The 14,366-nt window shown below is 66.2% G+C and carries 15 protein-coding genes and 1 tRNA gene; 4 read left to right on the top strand and 12 right to left on the bottom strand.

The genetic code is table 11. The features are described from left to right. The first annotated feature begins 39 nt into the window (after positions 1–39). From ACOFKW_RS14655 to ACOFKW_RS14645, 3 genes are read left to right on the top strand one after another with little or no spacing between them, the layout of a single operon-like run. Positions 40–1,692 carry an MDR family MFS transporter gene (locus ACOFKW_RS14655; protein ID WP_419814869.1) on the top strand — a complete coding sequence of 551 codons (1,653 nt, stop codon included), beginning with the start codon at positions 40–42 and terminating at the stop codon, positions 1,690–1,692. Continuing rightward, complete coding sequence (locus ACOFKW_RS14650) at positions 1,689–2,603, top strand: alpha/beta fold hydrolase (RefSeq protein ID WP_419814868.1); 915 nt, start codon at positions 1,689–1,691, stop codon at positions 2,601–2,603. Before ACOFKW_RS14655 ends, ACOFKW_RS14650 begins: the two co-directional genes overlap by 4 nt. Beyond that, the gene (locus tag ACOFKW_RS14645; RefSeq protein ID WP_419814867.1) at positions 2,600–3,694 is read left to right on the top strand and encodes an NAD(P)/FAD-dependent oxidoreductase; all 1,095 of its coding nucleotides are present in this window, start codon (positions 2,600–2,602) and stop codon (positions 3,692–3,694) included. Before ACOFKW_RS14650 ends, ACOFKW_RS14645 begins: the two co-directional genes overlap by 4 nt. 13 nt (positions 3,695–3,707) lie before the next feature. Here ACOFKW_RS14645 and rnhA read toward each other — a convergent pair whose 3' ends face one another. The 3 genes from rnhA to ispH are packed head-to-tail and all read right to left on the bottom strand — an operon-like array spanning position 3,708 to position 6,083. Then, complete coding sequence (rnhA, locus tag ACOFKW_RS14640) at positions 3,708–4,166, bottom strand: ribonuclease HI (RefSeq protein ID WP_419814866.1); 459 nt, start codon at positions 4,164–4,166, stop codon at positions 3,708–3,710. After that, positions 4,163–5,125 (bottom strand): homoserine kinase, encoded by a 963-nt coding sequence (gene thrB / locus ACOFKW_RS14635; protein ID WP_419814865.1) that lies wholly within the window; start codon positions 5,123–5,125, stop codon positions 4,163–4,165. The genes rnhA and thrB overlap by 4 nt, the downstream gene beginning before the upstream one ends. 1 nt (position 5,126) lies before the next feature. Continuing rightward, on the bottom strand, positions 5,127–6,083 hold the full coding sequence (gene ispH / locus ACOFKW_RS14630; RefSeq protein ID WP_419814864.1) for a 4-hydroxy-3-methylbut-2-enyl diphosphate reductase: 957 nt from the start codon (positions 6,081–6,083) through the stop codon (positions 5,127–5,129). A gap of 119 nt (positions 6,084–6,202) precedes the next feature. Here ispH and ACOFKW_RS14625 point away from each other — a divergent pair, with 119 nt between their 5' ends. Then, positions 6,203–6,850, top strand: a complete 648-nt coding sequence (locus ACOFKW_RS14625) for a hypothetical protein (protein WP_419814863.1) — start codon at positions 6,203–6,205, stop codon at positions 6,848–6,850. A 69-nt stretch (positions 6,851–6,919) separates the two neighbouring features. Here the strand turns inward: ACOFKW_RS14625 and ACOFKW_RS14620 are convergent, their stop codons facing one another. From ACOFKW_RS14620 to gor, 9 genes are all read right to left on the bottom strand, one after another. Next, positions 6,920–7,663, bottom strand: coding sequence for a phosphoadenylyl-sulfate reductase (locus tag ACOFKW_RS14620; protein WP_419814862.1), 744 nt, complete (start codon positions 7,661–7,663; stop codon positions 6,920–6,922). Further along, positions 7,656–8,141 carry a DUF934 domain-containing protein gene (locus ACOFKW_RS14615; RefSeq protein ID WP_419814861.1) on the bottom strand — a complete coding sequence of 162 codons (486 nt, stop codon included), beginning with the start codon at positions 8,139–8,141 and terminating at the stop codon, positions 7,656–7,658. Before ACOFKW_RS14615 ends, ACOFKW_RS14620 begins: the two co-directional genes overlap by 8 nt. Continuing rightward, positions 8,134–9,768 carry a nitrite/sulfite reductase gene (locus ACOFKW_RS14610; RefSeq protein ID WP_419814860.1) on the bottom strand — a complete coding sequence of 545 codons (1,635 nt, stop codon included), beginning with the start codon at positions 9,766–9,768 and terminating at the stop codon, positions 8,134–8,136. Before ACOFKW_RS14610 ends, ACOFKW_RS14615 begins: the two co-directional genes overlap by 8 nt. Before the next feature lies 1 nt (position 9,769). Next, positions 9,770–10,021 carry a DUF2849 domain-containing protein gene (locus ACOFKW_RS14605; RefSeq protein WP_419816964.1) on the bottom strand — a complete coding sequence of 84 codons (252 nt, stop codon included), beginning with the start codon at positions 10,019–10,021 and terminating at the stop codon, positions 9,770–9,772. Continuing rightward, the gene (gene cobA / locus ACOFKW_RS14600) at positions 10,021–10,791 is read right to left on the bottom strand and encodes a uroporphyrinogen-III C-methyltransferase (RefSeq protein WP_419814859.1); all 771 of its coding nucleotides are present in this window, start codon (positions 10,789–10,791) and stop codon (positions 10,021–10,023) included. Before cobA ends, ACOFKW_RS14605 begins: the two co-directional genes overlap by 1 nt. 75 nt (positions 10,792–10,866) lie before the next feature. Beyond that, positions 10,867–10,941, bottom strand: a tRNA-Glu gene (locus ACOFKW_RS14595). A 52-nt stretch (positions 10,942–10,993) separates the two neighbouring features. Then, complete coding sequence (locus tag ACOFKW_RS14590; RefSeq protein WP_419814858.1) at positions 10,994–12,373, bottom strand: class II 3-deoxy-7-phosphoheptulonate synthase; 1,380 nt, start codon at positions 12,371–12,373, stop codon at positions 10,994–10,996. Positions 12,374–12,420: 47 nt separating this feature from the next. After that, complete coding sequence (locus ACOFKW_RS14585) at positions 12,421–12,768, bottom strand: hypothetical protein (RefSeq protein WP_419814857.1); 348 nt, start codon at positions 12,766–12,768, stop codon at positions 12,421–12,423. A 199-nt stretch (positions 12,769–12,967) separates the two neighbouring features. Further along, positions 12,968–14,308, bottom strand: coding sequence for a glutathione-disulfide reductase (gene gor / locus ACOFKW_RS14580; RefSeq protein ID WP_419814856.1), 1,341 nt, complete (start codon positions 14,306–14,308; stop codon positions 12,968–12,970). Positions 14,309–14,366: the final 58 nt, after the last annotated feature.

Genomic DNA, 14,366 nt, shown 5'->3' with positions numbered 1-14,366 from the left:
GTTGCTCGCGACGCGTTGCCCCCTTAGACCGCCGTGACGATGACACAGGTCGCCCTTCGCAGCTATTCCTCCGCCGAACGCCGCCTCGCGTTGGCGGCGGTTCTGATCGTGCTGCTGTTGTCGGCGTTGGACCAGACCATCGTCTCGACCGCGATGCCGCGGATCATCGCTGAGCTGCACGGGCTGGAGCGTATCGCCTGGGTCGGGACCTCGTACCTTCTCGCCTCGACGGTCACTGTGCCAATCTACGGAAAGCTCGGTGATCTTTACGGTCGAAGACCGATCCTGGTGTTCGGAGTGCTGGTTTTCCTAGGCGGCTCGATGCTGTGCGGCCTTGCCGGTGAGTTTGGGACGCTGCCGGTGCTCGGTGATGGCATGACCCAATTGATCGTCTGCCGCGCCGTCCAGGGTATCGGGGCTGGTGCTCTTGCAACCGGCGCCTTCGCGACGGTCGCCGATATCGTGCCGCCGGCCGAACGTGGTCGCTACACCGGCTGGTTCGGGGCGATGTTCGGCTTCGCCAGCGTCGCCGGGCCGGTGATCGGAGGGCTGCTGACCGACAATGCGACGACTAGCCTGTTTGGCCACGTCATCAGCGGTTGGCGCTTTGTCTTCTACGTCAACCTGCCGCTCGGTGCCGTAGCGCTGTACGTGCTCATGGCTCACCTGCCAAAGGTCGGCGGCCATGCTCGCGGCGAGCGTATCGATTGGCCTGGCAGCCTGCTAATTCTTGTGGCTTTCGTGCCGCTGTTGCTGGCGTTGAGCTGGGGTGGCCACGATCTGCCTTGGGGGTCGCCGCTGATGCTCGGGATGTTCGGCACTGGCGCGGCTGCTCTTTGCCTGCTGTTGCTGATCTCGCGCGGTAAGGCGCATGCGGTAGTACCGCTGACGCTGTTTTCGGAGCCGGTTTTCCGGCGCGGCAATCTTGCGCTGTTCCTGATTAACTTCGCTTTCATGGGACTGGTGATGTTTCTGCCGCTGTACCTGCAGGTGGCGCGGGGCGTCGCAGCAACGCAGAGCGGGTTCGCGTTGCTGCCGTTGATGGGCGGCGTATTGGTCGGCAGCGTTTTCGCCGGGCGGCTGGCGAGCCGCTACAAGGTTTATAAGCCATTGCTGGTTGGTGGCGGTGCGCTGACGCTGGTTGGCATCCTACTGTTGCTTCAGATCGGGCCAGACACCTCGCGCAACGCGATTTCGCTGCGGCTGGCGTTGGTCGGGCTAGGACTGGGCCCGGCGCAGGGCATGTTCACGCTGGCGATTCAGAGCGCGGTCAGTCCTGCGCAAACTGGAGTCGCCACCAGTTCGGCGCAGTTTTTCCGTCAGATCGGCTCGACCATCGGGGTCGCAGTGTTTGGAGCTGTTCTGACCAACCATCTGTCGCAAGAACTGCCACGCCGCGCGCCGGAACTCGCCGCAGCCAGCGCCACCTTCGACATCAGCCGCGCGCAAGCGCTGGCAATGGATCCCGTCGCGCTGGGCAAGGTGTTGGCGGCGCAGGGAAGTACCGATCCGGCGGCGGTGGCCCGGGTCGGGAGCGAACTCAAGGCAAGTTTTGCGGATGCAATTCTCGGCCTGTTCCCGATCAGCCTGGTAGTCTTCGCCTTGGCGTTCGTGGTGACGCTGATGGTGCCCAACCGTCGGCTGCGAGGCCGCAACGAGATGGAGGCGGCAACCGCGGCGCACGCAGCGTGAGCGGCGACGCGCTCGCTGGGCGTCGGACCCTGCCGGCCGGGGCAGAGTGGATCGAACGCAGGATGCGCGACGGCTGGCCGCTGCGCACGGTGCACTGGCCGACAGGCCAAGGGTCAGTGCTATTTCTCAACGGTCGAGGAGACTTCATTGAGAAGTATGCAGAGGTCCTGCATGGTTTCCGTGGTCTGGGGTTGGCCGTCGTATCGTTCGACTGGCGCGGACAGGGCGGCTCCGGTCGCCTGCTCGCTGACCCCCTGAAGGGGCATTCACCGGGTTTCGCAGTTTGGATTGGCGATCTCGATGATCAGGTCGCGTGGTTCGTCGCCAATCATCCGTCGCCGCACTACGCGGTAGCGCATTCGATGGGCGCACACCTGCTGTTGCGCTGGCTGGAGGGTCGGAGCGGTGTATTCGCGCGCGTCGTGCTGCTATCGCCGATGTGCGGGCTGCTGGCCGCGCCGGTCGGCGCTCGGATGGCACGCTGGATAGCGCGGTTCGCCTGTGCGCTAGGTTTTGCCGACAGCTACGCCCCGGGCAATGGTTCGCTGGTGCGAGGTCTGCCCGACTCGCTGCGCCAGCGCCGGTTAACGCACGACGTGGATCGCTACGCCGACGAAGGCTGGTGGCTCGACGCCGACCCGGCATTGGCTCTAGGCGGTGTGACCAACGGCTGGCTCCGGGATACGTTTGCCTCGATAGACGATGCTCTGCCTGAGAAGGTTTCGACACCCGTGCTGGTCTTGGTCGCTGAGGAAGACGCTTTAGTCGATAACGTCGCTACAGTCGCTCAGGTAGCTCGCCTTCCGGATGCTCGCTTAGAGACAATCCCGAAAGCCGCGCACGAACTTGGGCGGGAGTGCGATGCGGTCCGGCTTCCGGTCTTTGGCACGATCATGGCTTTCCTCCGGTGATACCCAAGGTTGCAATCATCGGTGCCGGCATGGCGGGAGCAAGCCTCGCCTATTTTCTCGGCCACGAAGCCGACGTCACACTGTTCGAAGCGGAGGCACACCCTGGCTATCACACCACTGGGCGCTCCGCGGCTTTCTGGGTTCCAAGCTACGGCGGCCCGGCCGTGCTGCCGCTAACCACCGCCTCTCGCGACTTTTTCCTGGACCCTCCACCCGGATTCGACAGCCCGTTGCTGACGGCACGTTCGGCCCTGCACCTCGCGGCGCCGGGCAACGATCACGCAGTGTCTGAATTGGCGGCCGAGCTCGACATGGCGGCCATGGAGTATCAGCGGCTCGACGCGCTGCAGTTGCACGAGCGCTACCCCCAGCTTTCGGCGGATTGGTGCACCGACGGGCTGTTCGAGCCGGATTGCTGGGACATCGACGTTGCCTCTCTTCATGCAGGGTTCCTTGCCGGTGCTCGCAAAGCCGGAGCGGCCGTCGTCACCGATGCTCGTGTCTCGGCTTTGTCGCGCAGCACTGGCGGCTGGCGTCTAGCGCTGCCGACCGGGCCATTCGAAGCCGACATCGTCGTCAACGCTGCGGGAGCGTGGGCAGAGGGGGTTGCGACGCTAGCCGGCGCGACATCGCCGGGCCTGACGCCGCTGCGCCGGACCATGGTCGTCCTCGACGTCGAGCCGACACCAGACCCAGCGCTTCCCGTGACGTTCGACGCAGCAGGCAGCTTCTACTTCAAGCCCGATGCAGGGCGCATGTGGGTGTCACCCCATGACGAGACCCCGGATGTCGCCCGCGATGCCGCTGCCGAGGAGATCGACGTCGCCATTGCGGTCGCGAGGTTCGAGGCCGCCACGACGTACCGGGTCAAGCGGGTCGAGCGCCATTGGGCTGGCCTGCGGACTTTCGCGCCGGATCGCGCGCCTATAATTGGCTATGACGGAAAGGTAGCAGGCTTCTTCTGGTGTGCCGGGCAGGGCGGCGTTGGTATCCAGACGGCACCGGCGGCGGGCCAGCTGGCGGCGGATCTACTGCTTGGGCGTGCGCCATCCGTCGATGCCAGTGCCTTCGATCCCCGCAGGTTCGTCTAGCTCGCGCAACTCTCTACGTCGCTACGCCAGCTCGCCGGGCTGCGATGGCGGCATTTGCCAGGCCGTCGGCACGCTCGTTGTCTGGGTCGCCGGCATGGCCTTTGACCCAAACCCAGGTAACTTGATGCCGGGCCGTCGCGGCGATCAGGGCCTGCCATAGGTCGACGTTCTTGACGGCAGCTCCGGCAGCTGTGCGCCAACCCTTCTTCTGCCAGCCGTGAACCCACTTCATGATGCCGTCGCGGACGTAATTGCTATCGGTCGACAGGGTGACGCGACACGGTTTGGTCAGCGCGTTCAGGGCTTCGACAGCGGCGGTCAGTTCCATGCGATTGTTGGTGGTATGCGCTTCGGCGCCCATCAACTCGCGCTCCTTGCCGGCGATGCGCAGGATGGCGCCCCAGCCGCCGATGCCGGGGTTGCCTTTACAGGCTCCGTCGGTGGCGACGACGACGTGGGGGAGATCGGTCAAGCGCCGATCACCTGGGCGGGGGTGGCGCTGGTGTACCAGGTCAGGCGGCGGGCGAAGGCCATGGGATCCTTGCGGGTGACCAGCGCATCGGCCGGGGTGTTGAGCCAGTCGAAGGCACGGGTCAGGGCGAAGCGAAGCGCGGCGCCGCGGCACAGGATCGGCAAGGCGGCGAGCTCGGGGTCGGTCAGGGCATTGGTGCTCGAGTAGCCGGCGAGCAATGCGGCGGCGATGGCGGGATCGAAGTGGCGACCGTCGGTGGAAAAGCTCCAGGCGACGATGAGTATGGCCATGTCGTAGGCCCTAAGATCGGTGCAGGCGAAGTAGAAATCGATCAGCGCGGTGACTTTGCCGCCGAGCATCAGGACGTTGTCGGGGAACAGGTCGGCGTGGATGGTGGAGCGGGGGAGGGCGGTGGGCCAGGATTTTTGGAGAAAGGTTAGTTCGTCGGTCAGGAGAGCTTCGAGGCCGGGTTCGATCTGGTCGAGTTGGCCGGCGCAGCTGGCGGCGACCTGGGCCCAGCCGGCGGGTCCGAGGGCGTTGGGGCGTTCGATGGCAAAGTCGGCGACTGCATGGTGGAATCGGCCGAGTGCGGCGCCTACCGCGTAAGATTCGGCGGAAGTCGGCTCGGTGACCGATACGCCGACGGCAAATTCGATGAGGCAGGCGGGGCGCCCGGCGACGGTCTGGAGTGCCTTGCCGGAGCGGTCGGCGATCGGACGGGGCACCGGCAACCCGGCGTCGGCGCAGTGCGTCAGCAGGGCGAGGAACCACGGCAAATCCGATGCCTCGACGCGCTTCTCGTACAAGGTCAGGAAGTAGCGCCCCCGCGTCGTCTCGACGAGGTAGTTGGAGTTCTCGACCCCCTCGGCGATGCCCTTGAAGCTGACCGCGGTGCCGATGTCGTAGCGCAGCAGCAAGGCCGCGAGCGTACCCGCGTCGACGTGCGTATAGACTGCCATCCTAGTTGGTCAGCGCGCGCGGCAGCTTGAAGACGACGTCCTCGATCGTCGTCGTCACTTCTTCCTTGGCCAGCTCGAAGCGGGTGGCGAGCAGCGCCAGCACCTCCTGCACCAGCAGCTCCGGCGCCGAGGCACCCGCGGTGATCCCGACCGTGCTGATCCCCTCGAACCAGTCCCAGTCGATCTCGGCGGCGCGCTGCACCAGGAACGCCTTGATACCTTCGCGCTGCCCAAGCTCGCGCAGGCGCTGCGAGTTCGATGAGTTCGGCGCGCCGATCACCAGCAGCAGCTCGCAATGCTCGGTGATCGCCTTGACCGCCGCCTGCCGGTTCGAGGTGGCGTAGCAGATGTCCTCGCCCTTCGGCCCGACGATCAGCGGAAAGCGGCGCTTGAGCTCCTCGACCATCTCGGCGGTGTCGTCGACCGACAATGTCGTCTGGGTCAGGAAGCCGACGCGCGTCGGATCGGCGACCATGATCGTGCGGGCGTCTTCCATCGTCTCGACGAGGGTGATCTGGCCGCGCTCGACCTGGCCGAAAGTGCCGATCACCTCGGGGTGACCATCATGGCCGATGAACAGAATGTGCCGCTCCTGCTGGACCAGACGCTCGGCCTGGCGGTGGACCTTGGAGACCAGCGGGCAGGTCGCATCGAGGAAGTTCAACCCGCGCGCCGTAGCCTCGGCCGGAATCGACTTGGGAACGCCGTGCGCGGAAAAGATCACCGGCACGCCGTCCGGCACCTGGTCGAGTTCCTCGACGAAGACCGCGCCCTTGGCGCGCAGGCTGTCGACGACGAACTTGTTATGGACGATCTCGTGGCGAACATAGACCGGCGCGCCGAAGCGCTCGATCGCCAGCTCGACGATGGTGATCGCCCGGTCGACGCCGGCACAGAACCCACGCGGGGCGGCGACGAGAACCTTGAGCGACGGAAGCGGCAGCGCGGTCACGGACATGATGCGCCTGTTACCGCAGGTCGCGACGTATTGCCATTCCCCGTGGCGCTTTGCCTCCGCATTCGCCGCGACCGAGCATTGCTTGTGGGAAAGGCCCGGCCTTTCTATGAGTAGCCGCAATGTTGCCGAAAGGGCCGATCTTGTCGAAGTCGCGGATGCTGTTGCTGGTCTCGCTTGCCGGGCTGGCGCTTGCCGGGTGCGAGCGTAACCCACTGCTGATCCAGCGTTCCGTCTGCCCGGCGGTTGCGGTGCCCTATTACGCCGGTGACGTGACGCTGTTCGCCGCCGGAGACACCGATCGCAACGCGAATGCCGTCGATACCGTGGCGACGATCACCGACCTGCGCGGCGTCTGCGCCGAAGGTGCCGACACCCTGGGCACCGATGTCAGCTTCACGGTCCAGGCGCGCCGGACCAACACCGTCGGCGCGCGCGTCATCACGCTGCCGTTCTTCGCCAGCGTCGTCCAGGGCGGCAATTTGCTGGTATCCAAGCAGCTTGGCCAGGTGACGCTGAACTTTGCCGATGGCCAGGCGCGGGCCCAGGCCCCCGGCGCGGCCAAGGCCAGCGTGTTGCGCTCCGCAGCGACGCTCAAGCCCGAGCTGCAGGCGCGCCTGTCGCGCAAGCGCAAGGCGACCGACCTCGACGCGATGGTCGATCCGATGGCCGATCCTGAAATCCGCGCCGCGGTCCGTGCCTCGACCTTCGAGGTGCTGGTCGGCTTCCAGCTCGACGATGCGGCACTGACCTACAACGTCACCAAGTAAGCGGGGCCGACGCCCGGGGTCATCTCCAGCGGGGAATGACGCCGGGGTCTCCGAACAGCGGGTGGTCGCTCAGAACACCGGCTCGTGGATGCCGCACTCGCTCTTGTCCCAGCCGCGCCAGCGACCCGAGCGTGGGTCCTCGCCGGGCAGGACCTTGGTCGTGCAGGGGACGCAGCCGACCGACGGATAGCCTTGAGCCTCCAGCGGATGACGCGGCAGTCTCGCCGCCTCGAAATACGCCTCCAGGGCTGGCTTGTCCCAATCGGCGAGCGGGTTGACCTTCAACCGGCCCTCGTCGATCTCGAAGCGCGGCAGCGCGCCACGCCCGGCCTGGAAGCCCTTGCGACCTGAAATCCAGGCGTCGAACGGCGCCAGCGCACGGCGCAGCGGCTCGACCTTGCGCAGGTCGCAGCAGCCGTCGGGGTCAAAGCTCCAACGGAGACTGGTCTTGTCCTTCTGGGCCAGCAGATACGGATCGGGACGGAAGACGCGCAGGTCGGTGAAGCCCAGCCGCTCGGCCAGTTCGTCGCGGTAGGCCAGCGTCTCGCCGAAGATCTTCTGCGTGTTGACGAAGATCACCGGGACCGAGGTATCGACCTCCGCGACCATCGCCAGCAGCACCGCCGACTCCGCACCGAACGACGAAACCGCCGCGACGCGTCCCTTGAGTTCGCCGGACAGCAGATCGCGCAGCATGTCCTGCGTCGACACACCGGCATATTTCGCCGTCAGACGCGCCACATCGTCGAGAGTGAACGGCGGTGTCGTGTCGATGACGTCGAGATCGGGCGTCGCCTGTGCGAGGCTAGCCATGCCGTAATTCCCAGATCGGCTTCGCGCCGTCCGCGGCGCCCTGATACTGGAACGCATAACGATTGAGCGCCCGCTCCAGCCGTGCCGGATCGAGCGGAGCATTGGGCGCGAAACTGTCGAAGCCGACACGGCGCATGAAACGGATCTGGTCGACCAGCACGTCGCCCGCGGCGCGAAGCTCGCCCGTGTAGCCGCCCTCGCGCAGGATCTGCGCCGCCGAATAGCCGCGACCGTCGCGGTACTTGGGGAAGGCGACTTCGATCAGCCGCAGCCGGCCGATGAACGGCAGCAGCGACCGCGCATCGTCGGCGGGCTCGAGCCGAACCGCGGCGACATTGCTGTTGCCGAGGAAGTCCGCCAGCGCCACCAACGGGCTCTCGTACGGTGCATCGTCGCGGAAACGCAGCCGCGCCGGGGCATCGTCGAGGGCGGGCGAGGGCGCACCGGCGACGGCCGACTGGTCCTGCACATCACCCATAAACGGCTTCCTTGAACGGTGCGTCGCCGACGCGGCGGTAGGTGTCGAGGAAGCGCTCCTGCGGCGAGGTGCGCACGGCGCGGTAACGCTCGATGATCTTTTCGACAGCCTCGACGACGCCGTCCTCGGTGAAGGCCGGACCGAGGATCTTGGCCAGCGACGCGTCTTCCGCGCCCGAGCCGCCGAGCGACAGCTGGTAAGCTTCCTCGCCCTTCTTGTCGACGCCGAGGATGCCGATGTGGCCGGCATGATGATGGCCACAGGCGTTGATGCAGCCCGACACCTTGATCTTCAACTCGCCGACGTCGCGCTGGCGATCGAGATCGGCGAAGCGATCGGCGATCTTCTGGGCGACGGGGATCGAACGCGCATTGGCCAGCGCGCAGTAATCGAGGCCGGGGCAGGCGATGATGTCCGTCACCAGGTCGAGGTTCGGGGTCGCCAGGTCGGCACCGTCGAGCGCCTGCCACAGCGCATAAAGGTCGTCCTTGCGGACATGCGGCAGGACGAGGTTCTGGGCGTGAGTGACGCGCAGCTCGTCGAAGCTCAGCCGCTCCGCCAAGTCAGCAACCAGGTCCATCTGCGCGGAGGACGCATCGCCCGGAATGCCGCGCGGCGGCTTCAGGCTGATCGTCACGATGGCATAGCCGGGCTGCTTATGGGCGTGGACATTCTGGTCGACCCAGACGGCGAAATCGGGGTCCGAGCGGTCGAGGCTGTCGCTGGCCGACAGGTCGTAGGCCGGATCGGCGAAGAACGCGCCGATGCGGTCGTATTCGGCCTGGGGAGCGTCGAGCCCCAGCGGCTCCGTCAGCGCCCATTCGGCCTCGACCTGGCGGGTGAATTCCGCCGCGCCGAGCTCATGGACGAGGATCTTGATCCGCGCCTTGTAGATGTTGTCGCGGCGGCCGTGGCGGTTGTAGACGCGCAGGATCGCCTCGCAATAGCTGAGGTACTGGCCGACCGGGATGAACTCGCGGATCCAGTGGCCGATCATCGGGGTGCGGCCCATGCCGCCGCCGACGAGGACGCGGAAGCCCAGCACCCCGTCGCGCCGCACGAGCTGCAGGCCGATGTCGTGAAGCTGGATCGCGGCGCGGTCGTTGTCGCTGGCGGTGACGGCGATCTTGAACTTGCGCGGCAGGTAGCTGAATTCCGGGTGGAAGCTCGACCATTGGCGCAGCAGCTCGGCGTAGGGGCGCGGGTCGGCGACCTCGTCGGCGGCGGCACCGGCGAACTGGTCGGAGCTGATGTTGCGGATGCAATTGCCGCTGGTCTGGATGGCGTGCATCTCGACCTTGGCAAGCGCCGCGAGGATATCGGGGGCGTCCTGCAGCTTGATCCAGTTGTACTGGAGGTTCTGGCGCGTCGTGAAATGCGCATAGTCGCGGTCGTACTTGCGCGCGATGTCGCTCAGCGCGCGAAGCTGGTCGCCCGACAGCGTGCCATAGGGGATGGCGACGCGCAGCATGTAGGCGTGGAGCTGCAGGTACAGGCCGTTCATCAGCCGCAGCGGCTTGAACTGGTCTTCGGTGATGGTGCCGGCGAGGCGGGCTTCGACCTGGTCGCGAAACTCGTCGACGCGGGCATCGACCATCGCCTGGTCATATGTATCGTACTTGTACATGTCAGACTCTCGCCAGATCGGGACGGACGCTGGGTCCGATGCCGCGGATACGCTCGCGCGCGGTGCGTGGACGTGGGGGATTGCCCGGGACTGCATCGACCAGCGCGGCATCGTTGATGCGCTCCTCGGCGATCGTCTTGGCCAGCAGCTCGGGGCCTGCCTCGACGGCATCGGCGAGGTGCAGGCTCCAGCCGCTGCCGTCCCACCAGACGACGTCGCCGGTCAGCAGGTCGTTTCCGGTCAATAGCTTGATCATGCGTCGATGCTCTGGGTCAGTCGAATGAGGACATTGTCGGCAGTGCCGAGGGCGGCGACGTCGCCGACCACCAGCAGCGCCGGCGAAGCGATCTTCTCGCGCACCACCGCACCGCCGAGGTCGGCGAGCAGGGTCCGCAACGCGCGCGAGCCGGGCAGGGTGCCGCGCTCGAGAATGGCGCAGGGTGTGTCGGGGCTGAGGCCGTCGGCGATGAGCTTCTCGGCGATCGCGTCGGCGGCGCTGACGCCCATGTAGATCACCAGGGTACGGCCCTTGCCCGCCAGGCCGGCCCAGTTCTGGTCGCTGAGGCCCTTGCATTGGCCGGCGACGAAGCTGACCGACGAAGCGTGGTCGCGGTGGGTCAGCGGCAGCAGCGCCTCGGCGGCGGCACCGAGAGCGGAGGAGACGCCGGGGATGACCTCGACGGCGATATCAGCGGCGCGGCAGGCGGCGACTTCCTCGCCGCCACGCCCGAAGACGAACGGATCGCCACCCTTGAGGCGGACGACGAGATTGCCGGCGCGCGCCTCGGTCACCAGCAGGTCGCCGATCTTGTCCTGCGACAGGGTGTGGCGGGCGCGCTGCTTGGCGACGCTGATGCGGCGCGCGTGCGGCGGTGCGAGATCGAGCACGGCCGGATCGATCAGGCCGTCATGGACGACGACATCGGCTGCCGCCAACGCCCGCGCGGCGCGCAGGGTCAGCAGGTCGGGCGCACCGGGACCGGCGCCAACGAGAATCACGCGACCGATGTCAGGCTCTTTCATGTGACGCAGATGGTGCTTCCGCAGCGATTGCGAAAGCAAGGCTTTCTTCGTCGGTATGTAGGGCTGATTGTAGAATGGTGACCCCTACGGGAATCGAACCCGTGCTTCAGCCGTGAGAGGGCCGCGTCCTAACCGCTAGACGAAGGGGCCGTCGGGGTAGCCCCGCAGCGAAGCGCGTGGATATGGGCGCACGCCCGCCAAGTCAAGCCGCTACAGCAGCAGTTCCGATACGAGCATCCTTCAGCGCCTCGGCCAGCAGGAAGGCGAGCTCCAGACTCTGGCTGGCATTGAGGCGCGGATCGCAGTGCGTGTGGTAGCGATCGGCGAGTCCCTCGTCGGTGATGGCGATGGCGCCGCCGGTGCATTCGGTGACATTCTGGCCGGTCATCTCGATATGGATGCCGCCGGGATGGCTGCCTTCGGCGCGGTGCACGGCGAAGAAGCCGCGGACCTCGGACAGGATGCGGTCGAACGGACGGGTCTTGTAGCCGCTGGCACCCTTGATGGTGTTGCCGTGCATCGGATCGCACGACCACACGACATGGCGCCCCTCGCGGCGGACGGCACGGATCAGGCGGGGCAGGGCGGCCTCGACCTTGTCATGCCCGAAGCGCGAGATCAGCGTCAGGCGGCCCGGCGTGTTGCCCGGGTTGAGGATGTCGATCAGGCGGAGCAGTTCGTCGGGATCGAGGCTGGGGCCGCACTTCAGCCCGATCGGATTGCCGACGCCGCGCAGGAACTCCAGGTGCGCCGAGCCCTCGAAGCGGGTGCGGTCGCCGATCCACAGCATGTGCGCCGACGTGTCGAACCAGTCGCCGGTCAGGCTGTCCTGCCGCGTCATCGCCTGCTCATAGCCGAGCAGCAGCGCCTCGTGGCTGGTGAAGAAGCTGGTGCCCTTCAGCTGCGGCACCGTCTCCGGCGAGATGCCGCAGGCCGCCATGAAGTCGAGCGCCTCGCCGATGCGGTCGGCGACTTCCTGGTACTGTGACGACCAGAGCGACCTACCGGTGAAGTCGAGGTTCCATTTATGGACCTGGTGCAGATTGGCATAGCCGCCGGTCGAGAAGGCGCGCAGCAGGTTGAGCGTGGCGGCCGACTGCATATAGCCGCGCATCATGCGCTGCGGGTCGGGCTGGCGCGCCTCGGCGGTGAACTCGATGCCGTTGACGTTGTCGCCGCGGTAGCTGGGCAGCGAGACGCCGTCGATGACCTCGAAGTCGCCCGAGCGTGGCTTGGCGAACTGGCCGGCCATGCGCCCGACCTTCACCACTGGAAGCTTCGACGCGAAGGTCAGGACCACGGCCATCTGCAGGATGACGCGGAACGTGTCGCGAATATTGTTGGGGTGGAACTCGGCGAAGCTCTCGGCACAGTCGCCGCCCTGGAGCAGGAAGGCCTTGCCCTCGGCGACTTCGGCGAGCGCTGCGGTCAGGTCGCGGGCTTCACCGGCAAAGACCAGCGGTGGGTATGATTGCAGCTCCGCCTCGGCCGCGGCGATCGCCGACAGGTCCGGATAGCTGGGCAACTGACGCGCCGTGTGGGAGCGCCAGCCGGCGGGAGTCCAATTGTGTGCCGTGGTCATAATCGCGCGGTTTGCCGCATGGCCGCGTCTAACGCAATAACGCCGGCTCAGGCGAGCCTTGCCGCCGGGCGCCGCAAGGAGGCCCCGACGAGGCAGAAACTGACGATCAGGCCGGCGATGCTGGCGATCTCGGAGCCGTCGAGCGAGTTGGCGTGCGTCGTCGCGGTCGACGGGTTCGAACGCAGCAGGACCGGGGCGCGGGCGATCGGCACGCCGGTCAGGCCAAGCAACGGCGGCGTTTCGATACGAGCGGGATCGTTGCAATCGATCGCGCCCGCATCTTCGGGCGGACAGCCGACAGTGTAGAACACCGGCGCCGTCGGCGACACCGGGAACAACACAGTCTCGTCATAGCTGGTGACGCCCGTCGGGAACGTCGCCGGCAAGCTACCCACGACCTGTGCTGCAGTGCACAACTTCGCTACGGCAAGTCCGAGTATAGTCGCTGAGACGATCCTTAGGCCTGGGCTCATGTAAAAATCCGCTGCCGCACGAATTCAACAAGCACTTTTCGTGCCAAAAGTTCCAAACGTCTTGTTTCAATGGCTTAACGACTTAGCTCGAAACCATTTGTAAAGTAATCCGACAATATTGCTAACGCATCAAGACCAATTCTTCGGACATGGTCGGATGAAGTGCCACAGTCTCGTCGAATTGCGCCTTGGTAAGCCCCGCCTTGATCGCGATGGCGACGGCCTGCAGTACCTCCGGCGCATCGGGACCGATCATGTGCGCGCCGACGACCCGGTCGCTCGCCTGGTCGACGATCAGCTTGTACAGCGCCCGCTCGTTGCGACCGGCGAGCACGTTCCGCATCGGGCGGAAGTCGCTGGTGAACACCTTGACCGTACCGAACTGGTTGCGCGCCTCGGCCTCGGTCGCGCCGACGCTGCCAAGCGGCGGGTTCGAGAATACCGCGCTCGGCACGCAGCTATAGTCGACGACCCAGGGCTTGCCGCCGAACACCGTGTCGGCAAAGGCATGACCCTCGCGAATGGCGATCGGCGTCAGCTGGATCCGGTCGGTCACGTCGCCGATCGAATAGATGTTCTCGATATTGGTGCGGCTGTTGGCGTCGACGGCGATCGCGCCACCGGCGTTCAGCTCGACACCGGCGGCCTCCAGCCCGAGTCCCTCGATATTCGGCACCCGGCCCACCGCCCAGAGCAGCATGTCGGTCTCGATCGGCTCGCCCTCGTGGAGGTGGATGCGGATGCAGCCATTCTCCAGCTTCTCGACGCGATCGAAGCGCGTGTTGAAGCGGAAGTTGATACCCTTGGTCATGCTGATCGTCAGCAGGCGGTCGCGCAGCGCGGCATCCCAGCTGCGCAGCAACGTGTCGCCACGATTGATCAGCGTCACCTCGACGCCGAGTTCATGAAAGATGCCGGCGAACTCGTTGGCGATGTAACCGCCGCCGGCAATCACCAGCTTTTTGGGCAGCGCCTCAAGGTGGAAGACTTCGTTCGAGGTGATGCCGTGCTCGGCACCCGGCAGGTCGGGAATCATCGGCCGCGCGCCGGTGGCGATCAGCAGCTTGTCGAACGTCACCGTCTTGCCATCGACCTCGGCGCTGTGCGCGCCGGTGATGACGGCGCGCCCGTGCAGGGTCGTGACCTTCTGGTTGTCGAGATTGGTCTGGTAGATGCCGTTGAGCCGGTCGACCTCGGCGAGGACGTTGTCGCGCAGGGTCGGCCAGTCGAAGCTGCGCTCGCCGAGCTGCCAGCCGAAGCGCCGCGCATCGACCAGGTCCTCGGCGAAGTGCGAGCCGTAGACGAGCAGCTTCTTGGGGACGCAGCCGCGAATGACACAGGTGCCGCCGACGCGGTGTTCCTCGGCAACCGCGACGCGCGCGCCGTGACCAGCGGAAATCCGCGAGGCGCGAACGCCGCCCGAACCTGCACCGATAACGAACAGGTCAAAATCGTAAGTCATGCAAAGCTTTCCGAGGAGTGGTGACTGGCACCGCAGCAGTCATCTAGTGCGGGCGGTG

The organism is Glacieibacterium sp. (assembly GCF_965200405.1).
In the GTDB taxonomy this organism is placed as follows: Bacteria; Pseudomonadota; Alphaproteobacteria; order Sphingomonadales; family Sphingomonadaceae; genus Glacieibacterium.
Note: the sequence above shows the minus strand (reverse complement) of the source record. Positions and strands in the feature narration are given on the sequence as shown.

What these genes read in the sequence shown, in the direction of transcription:
- ACOFKW_RS14620 (WP_419814862.1), bottom strand. Translation starts at nt 7,663, where the DNA reads ATGGCTAGCCTCGCACAGGCGACGCCCGATCTCGACGTCATCGACACG.
- ACOFKW_RS14615 (WP_419814861.1), bottom strand. Translation starts at nt 8,141, where the DNA reads ATGGGTGATGTGCAGGACCAGTCGGCCGTCGCCGGTGCGCCCTCGCCC.
- ACOFKW_RS14610 (WP_419814860.1), bottom strand. Translation starts at nt 9,768, where the DNA reads ATGTACAAGTACGATACATATGACCAGGCGATGGTCGATGCCCGCGTC.
- ACOFKW_RS14590 (WP_419814858.1), bottom strand. Translation starts at nt 12,373, where the DNA reads ATGACCACGGCACACAATTGGACTCCCGCCGGCTGGCGCTCCCACACG.
- cobA (WP_419814859.1), bottom strand. Translation starts at nt 10,791, where the DNA reads ATGAAAGAGCCTGACATCGGTCGCGTGATTCTCGTTGGCGCCGGTCCC.
- ispH (WP_419814864.1), bottom strand. Translation starts at nt 6,083, where the DNA reads ATGTCCGTGACCGCGCTGCCGCTTCCGTCGCTCAAGGTTCTCGTCGCC.
- gor (WP_419814856.1), bottom strand. Translation starts at nt 14,308, where the DNA reads ATGACTTACGATTTTGACCTGTTCGTTATCGGTGCAGGTTCGGGCGGC.
- ACOFKW_RS14625 (WP_419814863.1), top strand. Translation starts at nt 6,203, where the DNA reads ATGTTGCCGAAAGGGCCGATCTTGTCGAAGTCGCGGATGCTGTTGCTG.
- ACOFKW_RS14655 (WP_419814869.1), top strand. Translation starts at nt 40, where the DNA reads ATGACACAGGTCGCCCTTCGCAGCTATTCCTCCGCCGAACGCCGCCTC.
- thrB (WP_419814865.1), bottom strand. Translation starts at nt 5,125, where the DNA reads ATGGCAGTCTATACGCACGTCGACGCGGGTACGCTCGCGGCCTTGCTG.